Here is a 19,209-nt window from a genome sequence, read left to right on the forward strand (position 1 = left end):
ATGCAACAGGAGGTATGTTTCATGCGCAAGAATTTTGGAGCCAAGCCCTGGACCTATCCCCAGCCGGTCTTTATTCTCGCCACCTACGGCGAAGACGGTATCCCAGATGCCATGAACGCGGCCTGGGGCGGGATCAGCGACGACAAGGAGCTGTCCATGTGCATCAGCGCCGGCCACAAGACCACTGCCAATATTTTGGTCCGCAAAGCCTTTACCGTCAGTATGGCTACGGCAGACCAGCTGGCGGCCTGCGACTATGTGGGTATCGAGTCCGGCAACAACGTGGCAAACAAGGTGGAGAAGGCGGGCTGGCACACCACCAGATCGGAATTTGTAGACGCCCCTCTCATTGATGAGCTGCCCATGGCCGTGGAGTGCCGTCTGGTGAGCTATGACCCGGAGAGCTGCCGTCTGGTAGGCGAGATCGTCAACGTCAGCGCGGACCAGTCTGTGCTGGACGCCGACGGTAAGATCGACCCGGACAAGCTCCAGCCCATCATCTTCGACCCCATCCACAACACCTACCGCAAGCTGGGCCAGCTTGCGGGCAGCGCCTTCCGGGATGGGGCAAAGCTGAAATAACACCCTATAGCCCGTTAGGAAAGCTGGGACATATATGGCTCCTAAAAGAGTATGGATGTCACCGCATACCGGAAACTACATGCTGCACGTCCTGGGCGGAAGCCTCGGCATCGTACTGCTGGCCATGCTGCTGATCATCGGTGGGACCTGGCTGTCGGATCACGGGCACAATGTGCTGGGGTACGCGGCCGGAACCATTGAAACGCAGGAATTTCTGAATCGGCTTGCACAGATGCCCTACGTGCCGGCCGGTGCCGACGAAGTGCTGAAAGTGGAACGCATCAAGGACAGCCGCTCCTGCTACGCCGTCTCCTGCCAGGTGCGTCACCCCAACCGGAACGTGATCCGCCGTTCCTATTTCATCGTAAAGGGGGTTCTGGAGGAAACGTCACTGCTCCTGGAGCTGGAGCGGCGGGAGAGATAACTTCCGCTGAGCCAAAAGGCCGGCGGCACTTTTCCCCGGGAAATCCGCCGAAACCGGACCGCGCACGGTCAGTACCTGCCGGGATCCCGGCGGTCCCGCTGCTGCTTTTTGCTCCGCTTATCCAGCGGCACCATCCGGGTCATAGCCGGCATCTCCTCTCTTTGTGACAACTTCCTAACATTTTCCCCGCTCACCTTGCACTTTAGCTCACAATCGGCTATAGTTATGGTCCTATCCGACCAACCTGAGGCGTAAGAATGGAGGCGGTTTTGATGGCGATTATCCGGTTTCCGGTGATTGATCCTGTGGCAACCGGCGCAAACATCACCCGGCTGCGGCTGGAACGCGGTTTTACTGTCCGGGATCTGCAGCAGTTCTTCGGTTTTGAAGAGCCGCAGGCGATCTACAAATGGCAAAGAGGGCAGAGCCTGCCAAATATCGACAATCTCTACGCCCTCAGTCAGCTGTTCCAGATCTCCATGAACGAAATCCTGGTACCTTCTTCCCATATCAATGCCCTTGAGCAGCAGGCTTCGGCCTGCTGCTCAAGTCATATTATCCCACTTTGGCTCCGGGCACAGGGGGTATGGCAAAATTTCAGGACTGCTTAGACCCTTATCCGCCGGGACTCCGGTGATCTTCGCTGCCAGACGGCAGCTCCGCTCCCACGGACTTCCGGACGACTTCATCTCATAAAATGAATCAGGCGAACCTGAAAAGGCGGAGACGCATTGGCGGGTTGGGCAGTGATGGAATTGACAAACCAGCAAAAGCGCGGCATGGCGCGGGACGCAGAGCAACGCAAATGGCGATCCTGGTAAACCGGCCTGTTTGGGCCTCATTCCCTTTCAAAGCATTTGACTCCTCTGCAGCATACGCAGCATCATAATTCATCTGCGTCTGAACCGGCCGTGGCAGTTCTTCCATCTTGCCATACCCGCTGTGCCCGGAAGCACGGCGGGCCCGCTATGCTTCGGCGCTGCCCGACTCTGCCGTTTTTTCAATGAAGTCGGTCAGGATCGCGTCAAAGCTGTCATTGAGGTCAAAGGGAGGCACGTAGTCCAGTTCTGTGTTGACCAGGCACTTGTCCAGCTCAATGGAGCGCTCATCGGACTTTTTCCCCAGGGACGCCGCCAAGGCGCGGATCTTGTTCCGGTTAAAGTCGATCGTGACGACCTGTCTGGCGTCACAGCGGTAAGTGACCTGGTTTCCGTCGCCGTTGAACCGGTACCCGGAGCCGCCGCCCGGGATGGTTTTCTCGCTGTTGCGCAGGGTGGTCATACTGCGAAAGACGCGGGCCAGGGCCTGCCGCTGCCGGTTGAGGCCCACTTCGCTGTCCATATCAAGGGTCAATTTGCCCTTGGCGTCACGAATCGCCTTGCTCAGCTTCTCCCGCTCCTGCATCATGGCCATGAGGAATTCCGCGATCTCGTTGGCATGGCCGGCATACTCGCTGGGAGCGTTCTCTTCCACAACCACATCCTGCGCATCGCCCATGACCTTGCTGCGCAGGTGCGTCATCTTGACTTTAAGGATGTTCCGGTGATCCTCCAGAATATCCATTGCCTGGTTCATGACGAGCTGGAGCTTGTTCTGGACCCGAAACGCATCTTTCAGATTCATTCAGCCTGCCTCCCTTTGACTTTTGATGCGCTTATCATAAGCCCAAAGGCCCCATTTGTCATTGAACTGCTGGTTGAATCCCCTGTTTTGATCCGGCGGACAGCAGCACCTCGCCCACCGCCAGGGAGTAGTCCGGTCAATAGCCCCCTTGATCTGTGCCGGAAGCGTAAGTACGCACATTTAAGTGCGGATCCCGCTCACTCTTTTTTATCCAGACACCGATGGAACTCCTCCAGCATAGACGCTAAGGTGGTCTCCTCCATCGCCGCCCGGATGGATTCCTCAATTTTTTGATAGGGTCCCGCCAGTACCTTTCGGATGTTCCGGGCCACCGGACACGGCCGCTGGCCGCAGGGGTGGATCCCAATGAGAGAGGACAGCCCATCCGGCTCCAGGGCACTGTAAATCTGATACAGGGTGACCTGTTCCGGCTCCCGGCACAGCTCCGCCCCGCCAGTCCCCCTGGCCACCGTGATCAGCCCCGCCTTCTTCAACGCGCTGAGGATATTGCGGATCACCACCGGGTTGACGCCGGTACTCTGGGCAAGCAGGCTGCTGGTCACTTTGGCCGTCCCCCTGGCCTCGTAAATGAAAATCAGGCAGTGTACGGCCACGGAGCATTTCATACTCAGCTGCATAGTCAGGATCCTTTCCGGTTCATAAACCCGATGTAATTATTGACATTACAATGCATTGGTGATACACTGTTCCCATCATGTAACATGAAAACTTACAACGTCATTTTACAATTCTCCCCTCCCAAATGCAAGTTCAATCCGCGCTCGCCGCTCCATATATGGGCCAAAATGTCCTCAGGTCACCGGCAGCCAGACGAACATGACGATTCAAATTCCGCAAGGAGGAATATTTCAATGAAGTTCTGCGAGATCACCTTCAGTCCCACCGGCGGCACGCAAAAGGCCGCCGACCTGCTGACAAACGCGCTGGGCGGCGCCAGTACCGCCGTGGACCTGACCGACAGCAATGCCGATTTTTCCGCCGTGGTCTTTGCCCCCGAGGATGTGGCTGTGATCGCCGTGCCCTCCTACGGCGGCCGGGTACCGGGTCCGGCCGTACAGCGGCTGCGCACCATGAAGGGCGGCGGGGCCATGGCTGTGCTGGTGTGCGTATACGGCAACCGGGCCTACGAGGACACCCTGGTCGAACTGGAGGATGCCGCCAAGCAGGCAGGCTTCCGCGTGGTCGCTGCCGTAGCCGCCATCGCAGAACACTCCATCGCCCGCCAATATGCTGCCGGACGGCCTGACGCCGAGGACCAAAAGCAGCTCCAGGGGTTCGCCGAAAAGATCCGGGAAAAGCTGGCCGCCGGTGACTGCACAGAGCCCAGCATCCCCGGAAACCGCCCCTATAAGAAGGCCGGCGGCTCCAACATGGTGCCCAAGCCCACCAAGGACTGTAACAGCTGCGGAGTGTGCGCTCAGAAATGTCCCGTGCAGGCCATCGACCGGCAGGATCCCAAGTGCACGGATAAGAACCGGTGCATCTCCTGTATGCGGTGCGTATCCGTCTGCCCCCAGTCGGCCCGGAAGGTCAGCTCCGTGCTGCTGGCGGCGGTGGATGTGGCGCTGAAAAAGGTCTGCTCCGACCGAAAAGAGGGCGAACTCTATCTTTGAATCTGAGCCGGAAGGAGCCGGAGACCTTATGCGGTCTCCGGCTCCTTCTTTTTATGCGCCGGCTCCCCCTTATGGCTCTGCGCGTAGTAAAAGAAATACTGCTGCATGATCCCGGCCACGGGGCCGTACCGTCCGAAGGGATCCCGCCCCCTGTATTCCCGCTGAATGATCTTTTTGATCCAGGTATCCACGGGCGCACAGGCGGTCCGGCCGTAGGCAAACAGGGCCACGCAGTTTGCCACCTTCACCCCCACGCCCCGCACCCCTTTCAGGGCCTCAATGAGCTCACAGTCGGAGAGGGCGGAAATCCCACTCAGGTCCAGGCAGCCGGACAGGACTTGCCGGACCGCATCACAAAGATAGGGCGCCCGGTACCCCGCCTTGCAGGTTATGTAATCCGCTTCACACACATTCTCCAGCTGCCGCGCCGTGGGGAAAGCATAGAGGGTCTCCTCAGAGGTTCGGATAGGCGTACCATATCGTTGGCTGAGCATCTCCACCACCCAGCGGATTGCCGGGATGCTCTTGCGCTGGGAGATGATGAAGGTGACCAGCGTCTCCCAGGGATCCTGACGCAGGATCCGGATCCCCGCGCCCGCCTGGGCCGCCCGGCTCAGAAAGCTGTCTTTCCGGGGGATCTGTGCGCTGATGGTCCGATAGTCCCGGCCCAGATCGAAATAAGGGCTCCAGACCGATGCCCAGGCATCCCGACCGCAGCTTACCTCATAGTTTTCTTCTGAAACTTTTCGGATATACAGCACCTGCTCGCCGGTTACAAAGCGGCAGGTCCCATCGGGCCGTGCGACAGCCCGAAAGCACTGGCCGCTGGATATGATCTTGTTCAGGTCAAACAGGTCGGGAATGTAAACTTCCATGCGGCTGCTCCTCTCTTACGCCTGTCCCGCGCAGAACGCGTCCAGCTGCTCCTGCAGGCACGCCAGAAACAGCTCCGCCGCCTTGGAAAAGATCTGGGATCTCTTCCAAACCAGATACATCCCCAGTTCAAGCGGCGGGTACAGAGGCCGGAAGCAGAGGTTGCTTCCAGTGGTGTTGACCAGCTTGTCCAGGGTAAAGGCATATCCCATCCCCTCATCCACCATCAGGGAAGCATTGTAGATCAGGTTATAGGTTGCAACAGTGTGGAGCTCTGACGGCTCTTTCCTGAGCCAGCGGTACAGGCCGCTCTTGTTGTCCATCTGCCGGGAGAGGATCAGGGGCTTATCCCACAGGTCCCCCGGCAAAATGGCGTCCTGCGCTGACAGCGGACTGTCCCGCCGCATCAGGACACCCCAGGTATCCTTCATGGGCAGCTCCAGGTAGCGGTACTTGATCTTGTCGATGTCCCCCAGCAGGACGCCAAAATCCAGCAGTCCTTTGTCCAGGCGCTCACATACATCCACGGCATCGCCGCTGACGATATGGAAGCGGATGCCCGGACAGCTTTCCTGAAGTCGGTTTGCGGTCCTGGCGATCTGCCGCACTCCGTCGGTCTCACCGGTGCCGATATAGATGTCCCCGCTGACAGTATCGTCAGACCGCATGACCTCCTTTTCCGTCCGGTCCACCAGCTCCAGGATCTCCTCTGCCCGCTTCCGCAGCAGCATACCATCTTCAGTCAGCGTGATCTTCCGGTTGCCCCGGATCATCAGCTGCTTGCCCAGCTCCTCCTCCAACTCCTTGAGCTGCCTGGACAGGGTGGGCTGGGTCAGGTGCAGGGACTGAGCCGCTGCCGAAATATTCTGCTCTCTTGCCACAGCCAGAAAGTATTGCAATACCCTCAATTCCATAGCCTCACCTCCGGATGATCTGATGATAGCACAAATCAGATATAGGTTTCAAGCATAGTAAAGTATGCTATATAGGTATTTGTTATCCAATTTGCCGGGTGCTACAATAAAGGCAGAAACGATATGAAACAGGAGTAAAACAATGGACTTGGAAGCATTTTTAGAACATCTCAACAGTGGGAAACCGATTCAGGGCGGCAGTGAAGCCCATCTGTTCATGCACGGTGTCAGCCAGGAGGCTTTAAGGATCACGGCAGAGATGAACGGCAGCTATCATACACCGGCAGAATTGCGCGCCCTCTTCTCCCGGCTGATCGGCAAACCGGTCGACGAGAGTTTCGGGCTGTTTCCGCCCTTTTATACCGACTGCGGAAAAAATATCCACGTTGGAAAAAACGTCTTTATCAACATGGGCTGCAAATTTCAGGATCAGGGCGGCATTTTTATCGGAGACGGCGCCCTCATCGGCCACAACGTGATGCTGGCCACCCTCAATCATGCCAAGTCCCCGAAGGATCGGGCCAGCATGATCCCCGCTCCGATCCGCATCGGCAGGAATGTCTGGATCGGTTCCAACGCCACTGTCCTGCCCGGCGTAACCATCGGTGACGGCGCCATTGTGGCGGCGGGAGCTGTGGTGGACAAAGATGTCCCGGAAAACGCCATTGTGGGCGGCGTACCTGCCAAGATCATACGCCGCTTAAGGGAGGAGGAGCTGCAATGAGCAGGAAGGTTCTGGTGATTGCCACCAGTCCCCGGAAGGGTTGCAATTCGGACAGGCTGGCGGACGAATTTGCCGGCGGCGTGACCTCCGTGGGAGAGATCCAGGGCCATTCTGCGCTGAAGCAGGACTTCGAGATGGGCAAAAACGTTTAAGGAGGACGAAAACATGCATTCCAAATATCAGGGATATTCTTTTCAGCTGCGGGATACCGTTACCCGGGAGAAGGTGCGTTTTCACAACCGCTACGGTATTGAGCTGGCAGGTGATCTGTACCTGCCCAAGGGCGCCGCAGGAAAACTGGCTGCTGTGGCCGTATCCGGCCCCTTCGGCGCCGTGAAGGAACAGTGCTCCGGGCTGTACGCCGAGGAGCTGGCCGGCCGGGGCTTTGCCGCCCTGGCCTTTGACCCCTCTTTCACCGGTGAGAGCGGCGGTCAGGTCCGGAACGTGGCCTCTCCCGACATCAACACTGAGGATTTCTCCGCTGCGGTGGACTTTCTCGCCACCCGGGACTTTGCGGATCCGGAGAAGATCGGCATCCTGGGCATCTGCGGATGGGGCGGTATGGCCCTTAACGCCGCCGCCATAGATACCCGCATCAAGGCCACCGTTACCTCCACCATGTACGACATGACCCGGGTAAACGCCAAGGGCTACTTTGACGCCGCAGACAGCGCCGATGCCCGGTATGAAATGAAAAAAGCGCTCAACACCCAGCGGACCGAAGATTATAAAAACGGCACCTACGCCCGGGCCGGCGGAGTGGTGGATCCGCTGCCCGAGGACGTCCCCTTCTTTGTGAAGGACTACTATGACTACTATAAGACGGAGCGGGGCTATACTGAGCGCTCTCTCAATTCCAACGACGGTTGGAATACTACCTCCTCCCTGTCCTTCCTCAACATGCCAATCCTGCATTACAGCAATGAGATCCGCAGCGCCGTACTGATGATCCACGGAGACAAAGCTCATTCCTGTTATTTCAGCAGGGACGCCTTCGCCGACATGGTGAAGGACAACCCCTATGCCGGCAACAAGGAGCTGCTCATCATCCCCGGAGCCGTCCACACCGACCTCTACGACCGGAAGGATATCATCCCCTTCGACAAGATTCAGCAGTTCTTCCAGGCATATTTAAAGTAATCTTCTTGCGGGAGGCGAGATTTCGCTGCGGCTATTCTCTTACATAGGAGGTATTTGATATGGCAGTAAAACAGACGGCGGGCAGAGAGGCTCTGGGCCAGTTTGCCCCCAAATTTGCCCAGCTCAATGACGATGTATTGTTTGGTGAGGTCTGGAGCCGGGAGGATAAGCTCTCCCTGCGGGACCGCTCCCTGGTCACGGTGGTGGCCCTGATGTCTCAGGGTCTGGTGGACAGCTCCTTCCAATACCATCTGGCCACCGCCAAGCAAAATGGTATAACCCGGCAGGAGATTGCCGAGATCCTGACACACGCCGCTTTTTACGCCGGCTGGCCCAAGGCCTGGGCGGCCTTCCGCATGGCCAAGGAGGTGTGGACAGAGGACGCCGGAGAGGACGGCAGGGCTCAGCACCAGCGGGAGATGGTCTTCCCCATCGGCACTCCCAACGACGGTTTCGCCCAGTATTTTGTGGGTCAGAGCTACCTGCATCCCCTCTCCACCAGTCAGGTGGGAGTATACAACGTCACCTTCGAGCCCGGCTGCCGCAACAACTGGCACATCCACCACGCCGACCAGGGCGGCGGGCAGATGCTGATCTGCGTGGCCGGCCGCGGCTACTACCAGGAGTGGGGCAAGGAGGCCCGGGAACTGCACCCCGGTGATGTGGTCAACATTCCGCCGGAGGTAAAGCATTGGCACGGCGCTGCCCCGGACAGCTGGTTCTCTCACCTGGCCCTGGAGGTGCCCGGCACGAACTGCTCCAATGAGTGGCTGGAGACCGTCACCGACGAGGCGTACAGCAGGCTGAAGTAATCTGAAAAGGCAAAAGATCCGCTTCTCCCGGCAGCTGATACTGTCGGAGAAAGCGGATCTTATTTTTCAGTCACGGGCCTGGTAGACGCAGTTACCGCCGACGTAGGTGGCCAAGACAGGAATGTCACCGATAGTATAGGGGTCCGCCTCAAAGGGGCTTTCACCCAGCACGACAAAGTCCGCCAGATACCCCGGCGCAATCCGCCCTTTCACCTTCTCCTCAAATGTGGCGTGGGCGCTGTGGATGGTGTAGCTGTCGATGGCCTGCCGCACTGTGAGCCCCTCATTGGGCAGATAGGGCCCCATCCGGTCCTTCAGCGTGCAGCGGGTAACCGCGCACTGGATACAGGCCAGCGCCCGGGGCAGCTCTACGGGGCAGTCCGTACCTGAGGAGGTCCAGACGCCGGAATCCATCAGCGTGCGGAAGGCGTAGCTGGTGGACGCCAGTTCGGGACCGACGCGCTGCTCCACCATATGGATATCGTAGTCCAGGAAGATGGGCTGGATATAGGCGTGCAGCCCGAGGGCGGCAAAGTCCGTCAGCTGGTCGGGGCGGGTGATCTGACAGTGTACCACACCGTGGCGGTGGTCGGCCCGGGGGTTCTCCGCCAGCGCCTTCTTATAGGCGCTCAGGACCCGGTCCAGGATCCCGTCGCCGATGGCGTGTACCGCCACCTGCATACCGCTGCGGTTGGCGCAGCCGATAAGATCATCAAACTGCTGCTGCGTATAGATGGGGATGCCGCGGCAGCCCGGCTTATCGGCATAATCGCGGCTCAGATAGGCGCTGCGCGCCCCCAGAGAACCGTCGCCCAGGATCTTCAGCGGGCCCACCTTTACCCACTCGTCGCCCCAGCCGGTATTATACCCCTCCTCCAGGAAGGCCTCCAGGTCCTTCACCGTTGTGAGCTGGGCCTGCTGGGCCATGCGCACGGTCATCTTCCCCTCCGCCTCAAGCTGGCGGTAGGCCTCCATGATATCGTGCCAGTCCACATTGGCAAAAGCCGTGAAATCGTCCGTCTGACAGGAGGTCACACCGTAGGAGTTCAGGTGGGCCTGGGCATCCAGCAGCATGGCCTTCAGGTCCGCTGTCCCCGGACGGGGCAGCTTCCCATAGACCAGATCCATACCGTTCTCGCGGAACACACCGTTGGGCTTTCCGTCCTCGCCCAGCTCAAAGCAGCCTCCTTCTGGCTGCGGCGTGTCGGCCGTAACACCGATCATCTCCAGTGCCTTTGTGTTCACCACGCAGGTGTGGCCGCAGGCGCGCACAATGCACACAGGGTGTTCGGTGCTCACCTGATCCAGGTCAAGCCGTGTCGGAAACCGGGGCTCGTCGGTAAAGTAGTCGTGGTTCCAGCCCCGGCCTCTCACCCACTGGCCGGGTGCTAACCGCTTCTCCCGCAGGAAGGCCCGCATGGTCTCCAGCACCTGGGCAAGAGAACCGGTATTGGAGGACAGGTCTGCCACCTGCAAAGCATAGCCGTAATTCAGCAGGTGCATATGGGAGTCGTTGAAGCCCGCGCAGACAAAACGGCCGTTCAGGTCTACCGTCTCTCCGCCTTTCTCTGCCAACGCCCGGGCCTCCCGGTTGGTGCCGGCAAAAATGAAGCGGCCATCCTCCACGGCAAAGGCCTCTGCCAGCGGCAGGCTGCCGGTATACACCGAGCCGCCATAATAAATCGTGCGCACGGTCAAGCTCCTTTCCTGTGGGGAGTGGTACGTCGGGGTACACGCTGCGGGCCATGCCGGCGGAGAGCCGCCACATTTTCGGCAAGCGCGCACATTCTGTTACGCACTACCCGATTGCGTTTCATCATAGTCCAACTGTGTGCCCCTGTCAATGTTTTGTCCCTCCGTTTCTGCGGCTCAGATACGGCTGCCTTCCTGCGGGCCCTGGCAAATGGCTGGAATTTTGGTATAATAAAAAGGCAACAGACTATGTGCCTGACCAGGTCAAAGGAGTATCATTATGCAATCGTCAGCTGCTCTTCGGGCCTTATTGGCCAAAATCGACCGGAAAAGCTACCCTGCCTACAAGGATACCCGGGGCACCTATCAGTTTCCGGGATATGTGCTGTCCATCGACCACGTACAGGGCGATCCCTTTGCCGCACCCTCCAGACTGAGCATCCACATCGACGGAAAGCAGGCCGGATTTCCCCGGCAGCTCTACCGGCTGCCCTGTCAGCGCGTCGCCCTCCAGGACGAACTCACCCGCCGGTTCGGCCGTCTGGCCGGCCAGGCCTCTTTCCAGGCCAAGGGTTCAGGACACAGCGGGCTTATCTCCATCAGCCGCTGCGGTCAGGAGGTGCTGGAGCGGACGGCCTGCTCTCTGGACCCGGAGGACGGCGGCCTTGTCCTGCGCCTGGAGGCTGGCTTCCCCGCCAATGGCCGCACCATCAACGCACGGGAGCTGGAAAAGATCCTCTTTGATCTGCTCCCCCGATGTGTGGAATCCGCCCTGCTCTTCCGGAATCTGGACAGCACACGGCTCCAGACTGTGGCCGACCTGGCGGAGGACCAGCAATGTATCCGGGACCAGCTCCCCAAACTGGGGCTGTGCGCCTTTGTAGCCGACGGCAGCATCCTGCCCCGGGCTTCCGGGATCTCTTCCCTGCCCATGAAGGACGCTGTGCCCTTCCGCTCACCCAGGGAGCTGGCGATCACGCTGGAACTGCCTCACCGGGGTGCTGTAACCGGCATGGGAATCAAAAAAGGAATCACGTTGATCGTAGGCGGCGGCTACCACGGGAAATCCACTCTGCTGAAAGCGCTGGAACTGGGCGTATACAACCACATTTCCGGAGACGGACGGGAATACGTCATCACCGAAGCTGACGCTGTGAAAATCCGGGCCGAGGACGGCCGGAGCATCCGGAACACCGATATCTCCATGTTCATCAACAACCTGCCTGACGGAAAGGACACCACCCGATTTACCACTGCGGATGCCAGCGGCAGCACTTCTCAGGCGGCCAACGTGGTGGAGAGCATGGAGGCGGGTACCTCCCTCCTGCTGATGGACGAGGACACCAGCGCCACCAATTTCATGGTCCGGGACGAGCTGATGCAGCGGGTCATCCACCGCGACATGGAACCCATCACGCCTTTCATCGACCGCATCGGGGAGTTGTACCACAGCTATGGCGTCTCCACCGTTATTGTGGCCGGAAGCTCCGGAGCCTACTTTCACGTGGCCGACCACATCATCCAGATGGACCGGTATGTACCGAAAGACATCACCGATCTTGCTAAGCGGGAGGCCCAGTCTTTCCCCGCCGGCAATGACCGCCCGGAACCTGCTCCCGCCCCCAACTTTCACCGCTGTCCCAAGCCCTCGGCTGAATTCCGCGATGGTGACCGGATTAAGCTCAAGGCCCTGGGGCGGGACGGCGTGTCCATCAACCGGGAGAACATCGACCTGCGGTACGTGGAGCAGCTGGCCGACGGGGAGCAGTCCGCCGCCCTGGGCTACTGCGTGCTCTACGCCCAAAGGCATCTGGCAGACGGTACCCGCACCCTGCGGCAGATCGTAAAAGAACTGAACAGGCTGATCGAAAGCCATGGTTTGGAGGCTCTGCTCGAGAACCGCTCCGCTGTGCCCTTCCTGGCGCGGCCCAGAGTACAGGAGATCTTCGCCTGCCTCAACCGCTGGCGGGGGCTTCGCTTCTGACCGTTTTATGCTCCGCCGATGTTCCGGATCTGCTGTCCGGTCTTTTCCTGTATAAAGCGCCGGAACTGCTCCGGGGTGCCCCCCTCCAGTTCCGACTTGTCAAATGCCTGGGCATGATTTTTCCCCAGCACAAGGAGAAAGTACCCCCTGGTCTCTGCCAGGGCAAGGACCTTATCGTACTGCCATTGGGTCACGGCGCCGGTGATCCGCACCTCATAGCAGTCGGGATGGAAGGTGCTCTCCATATACTCCATGCCGGGGATGGCCTTTCGCCTGGCAAAGAAACCGTTCAGCGCGTCCTGCTTCCAGTTGACCAGCAGCAGCAGCACGACCACCAGTATGTCCAGCACGATCCGCCATAGGTCCTCCCCCCAGGAGATCCAGATGCACAGCAGGCAGAGGCTGATCACGGCGGCGGAATAGAGACGGAGCAGACGGTCCCGTTTGACCCGCATGGTCTTCCGCACTGCCCGGGCCAGTGCGGTCATCGTCTTCTGGGTGTACTGTGTTTTACAGCTAAATTCCATAACAGCCTCCCGATCTCAGAAAATACTCCAGATGGAGGCAGTATACCAGATCTCCCTTCCCACACACAGAAAGGATATTTTAATTTTTCCTTAAATTTGGGAAAGGGCAGCAAAAAAGGGCTTGCCGCCTGCGATCCGCAGGCGGCAAGCCCTTTGACTGTTAATACGGGATGTTCAGCGCTGACCCTTGTCGTAGGGAATGCCCTCCGCCTTGGGTGCTCTGGACTTCTTGGAGGTGAAGGCCAGCACAATCAGGGTGATGAGGTAGGGCAGCATCCGGTAGAAATGGGGGCTGATTCCCAGGTTAGCCAGCAGGAACACACCGTCGCCGTTGATGTCGATGCTGGAGTAGGAGGCGGCGATGCATTTGAACAGGCCGAAAAGCAGGGCGGAACCGGCGATATTCAACGGCTTCCAGTTGCCGAAGATCATGACCGCCAGAGCCAGGAAACCGAAGCCGGCCACGTCGCCGGTGGAGGCGCAGTTGGCGGTGGTCAGGGCGTACACAAAGCCGCCCATGCCGGCCAGGGCGCCGGAGATGGTGGTACCGGCGTAGCGCATCACATAGACGTTGATACCCAGGGAATCAGCCGCCTGGGGATTCTCGCCGCAGGAGCGCAGCCGCAGGCCGAAGCGGGTCTTGTACAGCAGGATGGACAGGACCACGAAGAGGATGATGCAGATATAGGTGGCCAGATAGGTCTTATCCACAAAGGTGGAACCCAGGAAGCCCATCTCATCGTTGCGGCCATAGCCGAAAAAGATCTTCTTGATCATGAACCAGCTTGCCGCGTCTCCCTCCGCCATCTGCAGGGTGTTCTGATTGGCGATGATGCGGATGAGAAAGAGCACCAGGGCGGGAGCCAGCAGGTTCAGGGCGGTGCCGCCGATGGTCTGGTCTGCCTTCAGGTTTACCGAGGCGAAGGAGAGCAGCAGGGAGAACAGTGCACCCAGCGCCGCGGCCACCAGCATGGCCAGGATCATGAAGCCCTGGAGCGCCACCCAGTCGCCGGCAGCCTTGGCCTCGGCAAAGGTGCCCGCCTTCTGGGTCAGATTGACAAACAGCACGCCTGCGAAGGCGCCGAAGATCATAATACCTTCCAGCGCCAGGTTAATGATACCGCTGCGCTCGGCAAAGACGCCGGCCAGGGCCACGATCATCAGGGGAACGGCATAGAGCAGGGTCTGCTGGATCAGGAATGTCATACCCCGTCGCCTCCTTTCCCTTCCGCCGTGCCCTTGTCCGGCAGCGGATCTGCGGCCGCGGTCTTAGGCTCCTCCTCCGCGGGAATCTTATGCTTTTTGCGGCCGTTGAGCAGCATCTTGATTACCAGAGAGAAAGCGCTGAGGTACACGATCACGGCAATAATAACGTCGGTGATATATTCGTTGTAGGCTGTCAGGTTGGTCATCTGCAGGCCCACAATGTCCAGCATGGACATGAAGCAGCCGGTAAAGATCACGGCGATGGGGTTGCTGGCCGCCAGCAGGGCCACGGGGATGCCGTTGAAGCCGGTGGCGGGCAGGGTCTGATAGGTGGACCAGAAGAACTCCGTGTTGCCGGACAGGTAATACAGGGAGGCCGCCGCGCCGGACAGGGCGCCGGCAATGGCCATGGACAGCACGATATTCCGCTTGTCCGCAATGCCGGCATAGCGGGCCGCGTGCCGGTTGGCGCCGCAGGCCTTCAGCTCATAGCCCAGGGTGGTCTTGTTCATCAGGATATAAATCAGGATGGCGATCACGATAGCGATGATGATGCCGCCGTTGACCTGAGAGTTGGGGAAGAGCTTGTCCAGCCCCAGCTTGGCGGTCTGTACACCGTTATAGGTGGTCTTGTAGATATAGCCGCTCTTGGTGTTCTCCACCAGGTTGCGGAAGTCGCTGCCGTCAAATATCCAGGTCACCAGGTTGGCGGCAATCCAGTTGGTCATGATGCAGGCCAGCACCTCATTGATGTTGAGGAAGGCCTTCACCAGGCCGGGGATGCACCCCCACAGGGCGCCGGCCAGGGAGCCGCCCACAAAGGCGATGACCCAGATCAGCCAGGTGGGCACCGTCTCAGACGGGATGCCCAGAGCCAGCATCAGGCTGACCGCGGTACCCATCAGGTACTGGCCCGGCGCGCCGATGTTGAACAGGCCGGTCTTAAAGGCCACAGCCACGGACAGGCCGGTGAGAATCAGCGGAGTGGCACGGAACAGCATATTGCCCACACTGGTGGGGTTAAAGCCGAAGGTCAATTGTCCCGCCGCGTTCCGGCCTGTGCTGAACAGGCCGCCGAACACCAGCCGGATTCCTTCCAGAGCTCCGCTGAGCCCCAGATTGGAGTTGCCCAGGCCCACGATCAGAATGATGATGCCGCCCACCACCATACCGATCACAATGGAGATCAGGGAGGCCATGACCGACTTGGTGCTGTCCTTGGCCCACAGGTTGGAAAGCTTTCCCTTCACGCGCCCTCACCCTCCTTCTCCATTCGCTTGGCGCCGGCCATATAGAGGCCCAGCTCCTGTACTGTGGTGGTCTTGGGGTCCAGCTCGCCCACGATCTCTCCCTCATACATCACCAGGATGCGGTCGGACAGGCTCATGACCTCGTCCAGCTCCAGAGAGACCAGCAGCACCGCCTTGCCCTTGTCCCGCTCCGCCACCAGCTGCTTGTGGATATACTCGATAGCACCCACATCCAGGCCGCGGGTAGGCTGGACCGCCACGATCAGCGGCTTCTCCCGGTCGATCTCCCGGGCGATGATGGCCTTCTGCTGGTTGCCGCCGGACATGGAACGGGCCATGGTCACCGGGCCCTGGCCGGAGCGCACGTCATACTGTTCGATCAGCTTTTCCGCGTATTCCCGCACGGCACCCTGCTTGATAAAGCCGGCGTGCTGGAACTGAGGCTCCCGGAACCGCTGGAGCACCAGGTTCTGCTCCAGGGTGAAGTCCAGCACCAGGCCGTGCTTGTGCCGGTCCTCCGGGATGTGGCTCATTTCCTCACCCCGGTGCCGGATGGAGGCGTGGGAGATATCGTGGCCGCAGAGGGTGATCTTGCCGCCGGAGCTCTTCTCCAGGCCGGTAAGGCCGTAGACCAGTTCGGACTGGCCGTTGCCGTCGATACCGGCGATGCACACGATCTCCCCTGCCCGGGCGGTAAAGCTGACGTCGTGGACCGCATCCCGCTTATGGCTCTTGGAGGGCACCGTCAGGTGCTCCACCTCCAGGACCGCCTCACCGGGCTTGGCCGGTTCCTTCTCCACCTGGAGCTGCACCGGACGGCCCACCATCATGTTGGACAGGGACTGCTTGTCCGTATCCTTGGTCTCCACCGTGCCCACATATTTGCCCTTGCGGAGCACCGTGACACGGTCGGCCACCGCCATGATCTCGTTGAGCTTGTGGGAGATGAACAGGATGGACTTGCCCTCCTTGGCAAACTCCTTCATGGTAGCCATCAGCTCGTCGATCTCCTGAGGCGTCAGTACGGCGGTGGGCTCGTCGAAGATCAGGATCTCATTGTCCCGGTAGAGCATCTTCAGGATCTCCACCCGCTGCTGCATGCCGACGGTGATGTCCTCCACCTTGGCATCCAAGTCAACCTTCAGCCCGTACTTTTCCGACAGGGCCTCCACCTTTTTCCGGGCCTCCTTCTTCTGCAGAAAGCCCAGTTTGGTGGTCTCCGCCCCCAGGATGATATTTTCCAGAACTGTGAATACGTCAACAAGCTTGAAGTGCTGATGCACCATCCCGATGCCCAGCGCGGTGGCGTCGTTGGGATTGTTGATCCGCACGACCTCACCGTTTTTCTTGATCTCCCCCGCTTCCGGCTGATACAGGCCGAACAGCACGCTCATCAGGGTAGACTTGCCCGCTCCGTTCTCGCCCAGAAGCGCGTGGATCTCCCCTCTCCGCAGCTGGAGGGTGATATCATCGTTGGCGATGATACCGGGAAATTCTTTGGTGATATGGAGCATCTCGATGATGTTCTCAGCTTCCATAATCCGCATCCCGCCCCCTTCATTGAATATGGACTTATTATATAATATTACCGGAAAAAACACAAGAAATTTGTCCCATCTTCCCAATAGGAAAAGGGGCGGGAGCGCTTAAACGCTCCCGCCCCTCCTGCATTCTGACTGAATCAGATGATGTTCAGAACCAGGTTGCTCCAGTCGGTGGTCTCCAGCTTGGAGAAGTCGTTGTCCACCACCAGGGTGCCGTCCAGCATCTGCTGATACAGGTCCTCGTACTCCTCCACGGTGAAGGTCTCGAACCGCCAGGAGTCGGCAGCGGTGGGCAGCTCCACGGCGTTGTCCTTCACGCCCAGAGAGGTGCCGGTGCCGCCAATCTCGGAGAAGGTACCGTCATAGACGTGACCCACGGCCCACTGCACAGCGTCGGACAGGCCCTTCATAGCGGAAGTAACCACGTAGTCGGACTCGCCGGACTGGTCCACGTCCACGCCGATGACATAGCCGTCATTGGCAGCGGCAGCGGCAGCGATGGACTGGAACATGGAACCGCCGCAGGCAAAGACGATCTGGGTGCCGTTGGCATACCAGCCGCTGATCATGGTCTGCAGCTCGGTGGAAGCCTGGAAGGTAGCGCCGTACTCCCAGGAGTAGTTCATGTCGACCGTAACGCCCAGCTCAGCAGCAGCAGCGTTGGCGCCCTGGACATAGCCGTAACCGAACCGGCAGCAGGCATCATTGGTGCCGCCGCCGCCGCCGGAGAAGCCCAGCTTGGTGAAGCCGTCCTTCACAGCGGCGTAGCCGGCCAAATAACCGGCCTGCTCTTCCTGGAAGGCGATGCCGGCCACGTTGGTCAGCACGTTGCCGCTGTCATCGCTGAGAGGATAGCCATCGATAAAGACGAAGGGAGTGTCGGGGAAGTCGATGGCGGCCCGCTTCAGAGCGGCCTCCTGCAGATAGCCGGCGCACACGACCACCTCGGCGCCGCCGTCCACGGCGGCCTTCATGGCGTCATAGCGGTCATCGTCGGTAGCCTCGCTGCCGTTGGCGGGCTGATAGTACTTATAGCTCAGGCCGTTGGCGTTGGCATACAGCTTCACGCCGTCGAAGGTGCCCTGGTTGAAGGACTTGTCCTTCAGCTGGCCCACGTCGGTGACGAAAGCCACCTGATAGACACCGTTGGGATCGGTCATGGTGTCGGGGATGGAGTCGGGATCCACAGCGGTCTCGCCGCCGGTCTCACCAGCAGGAGCCTGGGACTCGGTGGCGGGAGGCGTGCTCTCACCAGAAGGAGTGTTGGAGTTGCCCTGGTTACCGCTGCCGCAGGCGGCAAGAGCGAATACCATGGACGCAGACAGGAGCAGTGCAAGGAGCTTCTTGTACATCTTCAATGTAATCTACCTTCCTTTCACAAAAATGGCCCAGTTCGGTCCAGACAATATGATGTCTCTCCCCCCTGAGCTACGAGCTTATTATACCTTATCCCCGGCCTCATGGCAACCTCGAATTTTACAAGATGCACAAGAATTTTACCATTTTCCGCCTCTGGGTGTAGATTTTTTTGCCACGGGATAAGAAATATGCCGGGAGATCCGTCAGATCTCCCGGCATATGCCACATACAGCTCAGTACCCCTGAGGGGTCTGGCCCTTCACCAGCTTCACGATGGCGGAGGTGCCCAGGCGGTCAGCACCCAGGTTGATGAAGTCCTCCGCATCCTGAAGGGTGCGGATCCCGCCGGCAGCCTTGACCTTTACATTCGGGCCGACGTGGGCCTTGAACAGCGCCACATCCTCCCGGGTAGCGCCGCCGGTGGAAAATCCGGTAGAGGTCTTGATATAGTCCGCGCCCGACTCAGTGACAATCTCACAGAGCTTGATCTTCTCCTCCTGGGTGAGCAGGCAGGCCTCCACGATCACCTTCAGGATCCGGCCCTGGCAGGAGGCCTTGATGGACCGGATTTCCTCCAGCAGATCGGTCCACCGGCAGTCCTTGACCCAGCCGATATTGATGACCATGTCGATCTCGTCCGCTCCGTTGCGGATGGCATCCTCCGTCTCAAATACCTTGACTTCAGTGGTAGAGTAGCCATTGGGGAAGCCGATGACGGTGCAGATCTTCAGATCGTTCCCCACATAGTCGTTGGCCTGCTTTACGTAGGCCGCCGGGATGCACACCGAGGCACAGCCGTATTTCATGCCGTCGTCGCAGACCTCCTTGATCTGCGCCCAGGTGCTCTCCTGCTTGAGCAGGGTGTGGTCACAGCGGGACAGGATCTCCTTTACGTCCATAGTTGGCCTTCCTTTCTCCATT

20 protein-coding genes are annotated in these 19,209 nt (G+C 59.4%); 9 read left to right on the top strand and 11 right to left on the bottom strand.

Going from position 1 to position 19,209, the window contains the following annotated elements; translation table 11 throughout:
• Nucleotides 1–21 precede the first annotated feature (21 nt).
• From E0E41_RS02180 to E0E41_RS02190, 3 genes are all read left to right on the top strand, one after another.
• Complete coding sequence (locus E0E41_RS02180; RefSeq protein ID WP_130868525.1) at nt 22–582, top strand: flavin reductase family protein; 561 nt, start codon at nt 22–24, stop codon at nt 580–582.
• A 79-nt stretch (nt 583–661) separates the two neighbouring features.
• Nucleotides 662–1,006 (top strand): hypothetical protein, encoded by a 345-nt coding sequence (locus tag E0E41_RS02185; RefSeq protein ID WP_130868526.1) that lies wholly within the window; start codon nt 662–664, stop codon nt 1,004–1,006.
• 272 nt (nt 1,007–1,278) lie between these two features.
• Nucleotides 1,279–1,617, top strand: a complete 339-nt coding sequence (locus E0E41_RS02190) for a helix-turn-helix domain-containing protein (RefSeq protein ID WP_368019818.1) — start codon at nt 1,279–1,281, stop codon at nt 1,615–1,617.
• Between the two features lie 355 nt (nt 1,618–1,972).
• Here the strand turns inward: E0E41_RS02190 and E0E41_RS02195 are convergent, their stop codons facing one another.
• Nucleotides 1,973–2,629: a hypothetical protein gene (locus E0E41_RS02195; protein WP_130868527.1), complete on the bottom strand. Its 657-nt coding sequence runs from the start codon at nt 2,627–2,629 to the stop codon at nt 1,973–1,975.
• 197 nt (nt 2,630–2,826) lie between these two features.
• Nucleotides 2,827–3,267: an Rrf2 family transcriptional regulator gene (locus E0E41_RS02200; RefSeq protein WP_130868528.1), complete on the bottom strand. Its 441-nt coding sequence runs from the start codon at nt 3,265–3,267 to the stop codon at nt 2,827–2,829.
• Nucleotides 3,268–3,501: 234 nt separating this feature from the next.
• Between E0E41_RS02200 and E0E41_RS02205 the strand changes: the two genes are divergently transcribed.
• The gene (locus E0E41_RS02205; RefSeq protein WP_130868529.1) at nt 3,502–4,263 is read left to right on the top strand and encodes a 4Fe-4S binding protein; all 762 of its coding nucleotides are present in this window, start codon (nt 3,502–3,504) and stop codon (nt 4,261–4,263) included.
• A gap of 26 nt (nt 4,264–4,289) precedes the next feature.
• On the opposite strand, the gene E0E41_RS02210 is transcribed toward E0E41_RS02205, so the two are convergent.
• On the bottom strand, nt 4,290–5,138 hold the full coding sequence (locus E0E41_RS02210) for a DNA-3-methyladenine glycosylase family protein (protein ID WP_130868530.1): 849 nt from the start codon (nt 5,136–5,138) through the stop codon (nt 4,290–4,292).
• 15 nt (nt 5,139–5,153) lie between these two features.
• Complete coding sequence (locus E0E41_RS02215) at nt 5,154–6,050, bottom strand: LysR family transcriptional regulator (RefSeq protein ID WP_130868531.1); 897 nt, start codon at nt 6,048–6,050, stop codon at nt 5,154–5,156.
• A 142-nt stretch (nt 6,051–6,192) separates the two neighbouring features.
• On the opposite strand from E0E41_RS02215, the gene E0E41_RS02220 reads away from it, so the two are divergent.
• From E0E41_RS02220 to E0E41_RS02230, 4 genes are read left to right on the top strand one after another with little or no spacing between them, the layout of a single operon-like run.
• Nucleotides 6,193–6,774, top strand: a complete 582-nt coding sequence (locus E0E41_RS02220) for a DapH/DapD/GlmU-related protein (RefSeq protein WP_130868532.1) — start codon at nt 6,193–6,195, stop codon at nt 6,772–6,774.
• Entirely contained in the window at nt 6,771–6,926 is a 156-nt protein-coding gene (locus E0E41_RS18445) for a hypothetical protein (protein WP_165450475.1), read from the top strand. The genes E0E41_RS02220 and E0E41_RS18445 overlap by 4 nt, the downstream gene beginning before the upstream one ends.
• A gap of 13 nt (nt 6,927–6,939) precedes the next feature.
• Nucleotides 6,940–7,914 (top strand): alpha/beta hydrolase, encoded by a 975-nt coding sequence (locus E0E41_RS02225; RefSeq protein WP_130868533.1) that lies wholly within the window; start codon nt 6,940–6,942, stop codon nt 7,912–7,914.
• 59 nt (nt 7,915–7,973) lie between these two features.
• On the top strand, nt 7,974–8,726 hold the full coding sequence (locus E0E41_RS02230; RefSeq protein WP_130868534.1) for a carboxymuconolactone decarboxylase family protein: 753 nt from the start codon (nt 7,974–7,976) through the stop codon (nt 8,724–8,726).
• A 66-nt stretch (nt 8,727–8,792) separates the two neighbouring features.
• On the opposite strand, the gene E0E41_RS02235 is transcribed toward E0E41_RS02230, so the two are convergent.
• Complete coding sequence (locus tag E0E41_RS02235; protein WP_130868535.1) at nt 8,793–10,418, bottom strand: amidohydrolase; 1,626 nt, start codon at nt 10,416–10,418, stop codon at nt 8,793–8,795.
• Nucleotides 10,419–10,698: 280 nt separating this feature from the next.
• Between E0E41_RS02235 and E0E41_RS02240 the strand changes: the two genes are divergently transcribed.
• On the top strand, nt 10,699–12,402 hold the full coding sequence (locus E0E41_RS02240) for an ABC-ATPase domain-containing protein (RefSeq protein WP_130868536.1): 1,704 nt from the start codon (nt 10,699–10,701) through the stop codon (nt 12,400–12,402).
• 5 nt (nt 12,403–12,407) lie between these two features.
• On the opposite strand, the gene E0E41_RS02245 is transcribed toward E0E41_RS02240, so the two are convergent.
• The 6 genes from E0E41_RS02245 to deoC form a co-directional block, all read right to left on the bottom strand.
• Complete coding sequence (locus E0E41_RS02245; RefSeq protein WP_130868537.1) at nt 12,408–12,929, bottom strand: YcxB family protein; 522 nt, start codon at nt 12,927–12,929, stop codon at nt 12,408–12,410.
• Between the two features lie 174 nt (nt 12,930–13,103).
• Nucleotides 13,104–14,135: an ABC transporter permease gene (locus E0E41_RS02250; RefSeq protein WP_130868538.1), complete on the bottom strand. Its 1,032-nt coding sequence runs from the start codon at nt 14,133–14,135 to the stop codon at nt 13,104–13,106.
• Nucleotides 14,132–15,385 (bottom strand): ABC transporter permease, encoded by a 1,254-nt coding sequence (locus tag E0E41_RS02255; protein ID WP_130868539.1) that lies wholly within the window; start codon nt 15,383–15,385, stop codon nt 14,132–14,134. Before E0E41_RS02255 ends, E0E41_RS02250 begins: the two co-directional genes overlap by 4 nt.
• Nucleotides 15,382–16,932, bottom strand: coding sequence for an ABC transporter ATP-binding protein (locus E0E41_RS02260; protein WP_130868540.1), 1,551 nt, complete (start codon nt 16,930–16,932; stop codon nt 15,382–15,384). The genes E0E41_RS02255 and E0E41_RS02260 overlap by 4 nt, the downstream gene beginning before the upstream one ends.
• A 134-nt stretch (nt 16,933–17,066) precedes the next feature.
• The gene (locus E0E41_RS02265) at nt 17,067–18,281 is read right to left on the bottom strand and encodes a BMP family lipoprotein (RefSeq protein WP_242623817.1); all 1,215 of its coding nucleotides are present in this window, start codon (nt 18,279–18,281) and stop codon (nt 17,067–17,069) included.
• 240 nt (nt 18,282–18,521) lie between these two features.
• Nucleotides 18,522–19,187, bottom strand: a complete 666-nt coding sequence (gene deoC, locus E0E41_RS02270) for a deoxyribose-phosphate aldolase (protein ID WP_130868542.1) — start codon at nt 19,185–19,187, stop codon at nt 18,522–18,524.
• Nucleotides 19,188–19,209: the final 22 nt, after the last annotated feature.

This window comes from Intestinimonas massiliensis (ex Afouda et al. 2020), assembly GCF_900626285.1.
Lineage (GTDB): Bacteria > Bacillota > Clostridia > Oscillospirales > Oscillospiraceae > Flavonifractor > Flavonifractor massiliensis_A.

Bases quoted from the DNA above. Each gene is read 5' to 3' on its own strand.
- E0E41_RS02260 (WP_130868540.1), bottom strand. From the start codon at position 16,932: ATGCGGATTATGGAAGCTGAGAACATCATCGAGATGCTCCATATCACC.
- E0E41_RS02240 (WP_130868536.1), top strand. From the start codon at position 10,699: ATGCAATCGTCAGCTGCTCTTCGGGCCTTATTGGCCAAAATCGACCGG.
- E0E41_RS02185 (WP_130868526.1), top strand. From the start codon at position 662: ATGCTGCACGTCCTGGGCGGAAGCCTCGGCATCGTACTGCTGGCCATG.
- E0E41_RS02250 (WP_130868538.1), bottom strand. From the start codon at position 14,135: ATGACATTCCTGATCCAGCAGACCCTGCTCTATGCCGTTCCCCTGATG.
- E0E41_RS02265 (WP_242623817.1), bottom strand. From the start codon at position 18,281: ATGTACAAGAAGCTCCTTGCACTGCTCCTGTCTGCGTCCATGGTATTC.
- E0E41_RS02180 (WP_130868525.1), top strand. From the start codon at position 22: ATGCGCAAGAATTTTGGAGCCAAGCCCTGGACCTATCCCCAGCCGGTC.
- E0E41_RS02230 (WP_130868534.1), top strand. From the start codon at position 7,974: ATGGCAGTAAAACAGACGGCGGGCAGAGAGGCTCTGGGCCAGTTTGCC.
- E0E41_RS02200 (WP_130868528.1), bottom strand. From the start codon at position 3,267: ATGCAGCTGAGTATGAAATGCTCCGTGGCCGTACACTGCCTGATTTTC.
- E0E41_RS18445 (WP_165450475.1), top strand. From the start codon at position 6,771: ATGAGCAGGAAGGTTCTGGTGATTGCCACCAGTCCCCGGAAGGGTTGC.
- E0E41_RS02245 (WP_130868537.1), bottom strand. From the start codon at position 12,929: ATGGAATTTAGCTGTAAAACACAGTACACCCAGAAGACGATGACCGCA.
- E0E41_RS02210 (WP_130868530.1), bottom strand. From the start codon at position 5,138: ATGGAAGTTTACATTCCCGACCTGTTTGACCTGAACAAGATCATATCC.
- E0E41_RS02225 (WP_130868533.1), top strand. From the start codon at position 6,940: ATGCATTCCAAATATCAGGGATATTCTTTTCAGCTGCGGGATACCGTT.
- E0E41_RS02195 (WP_130868527.1), bottom strand. From the start codon at position 2,629: ATGAATCTGAAAGATGCGTTTCGGGTCCAGAACAAGCTCCAGCTCGTC.
- E0E41_RS02215 (WP_130868531.1), bottom strand. From the start codon at position 6,050: ATGGAATTGAGGGTATTGCAATACTTTCTGGCTGTGGCAAGAGAGCAG.
- E0E41_RS02205 (WP_130868529.1), top strand. From the start codon at position 3,502: ATGAAGTTCTGCGAGATCACCTTCAGTCCCACCGGCGGCACGCAAAAG.
- E0E41_RS02190 (WP_368019818.1), top strand. From the start codon at position 1,279: ATGGCGATTATCCGGTTTCCGGTGATTGATCCTGTGGCAACCGGCGCA.
- deoC (WP_130868542.1), bottom strand. From the start codon at position 19,187: ATGGACGTAAAGGAGATCCTGTCCCGCTGTGACCACACCCTGCTCAAG.
- E0E41_RS02220 (WP_130868532.1), top strand. From the start codon at position 6,193: ATGGACTTGGAAGCATTTTTAGAACATCTCAACAGTGGGAAACCGATT.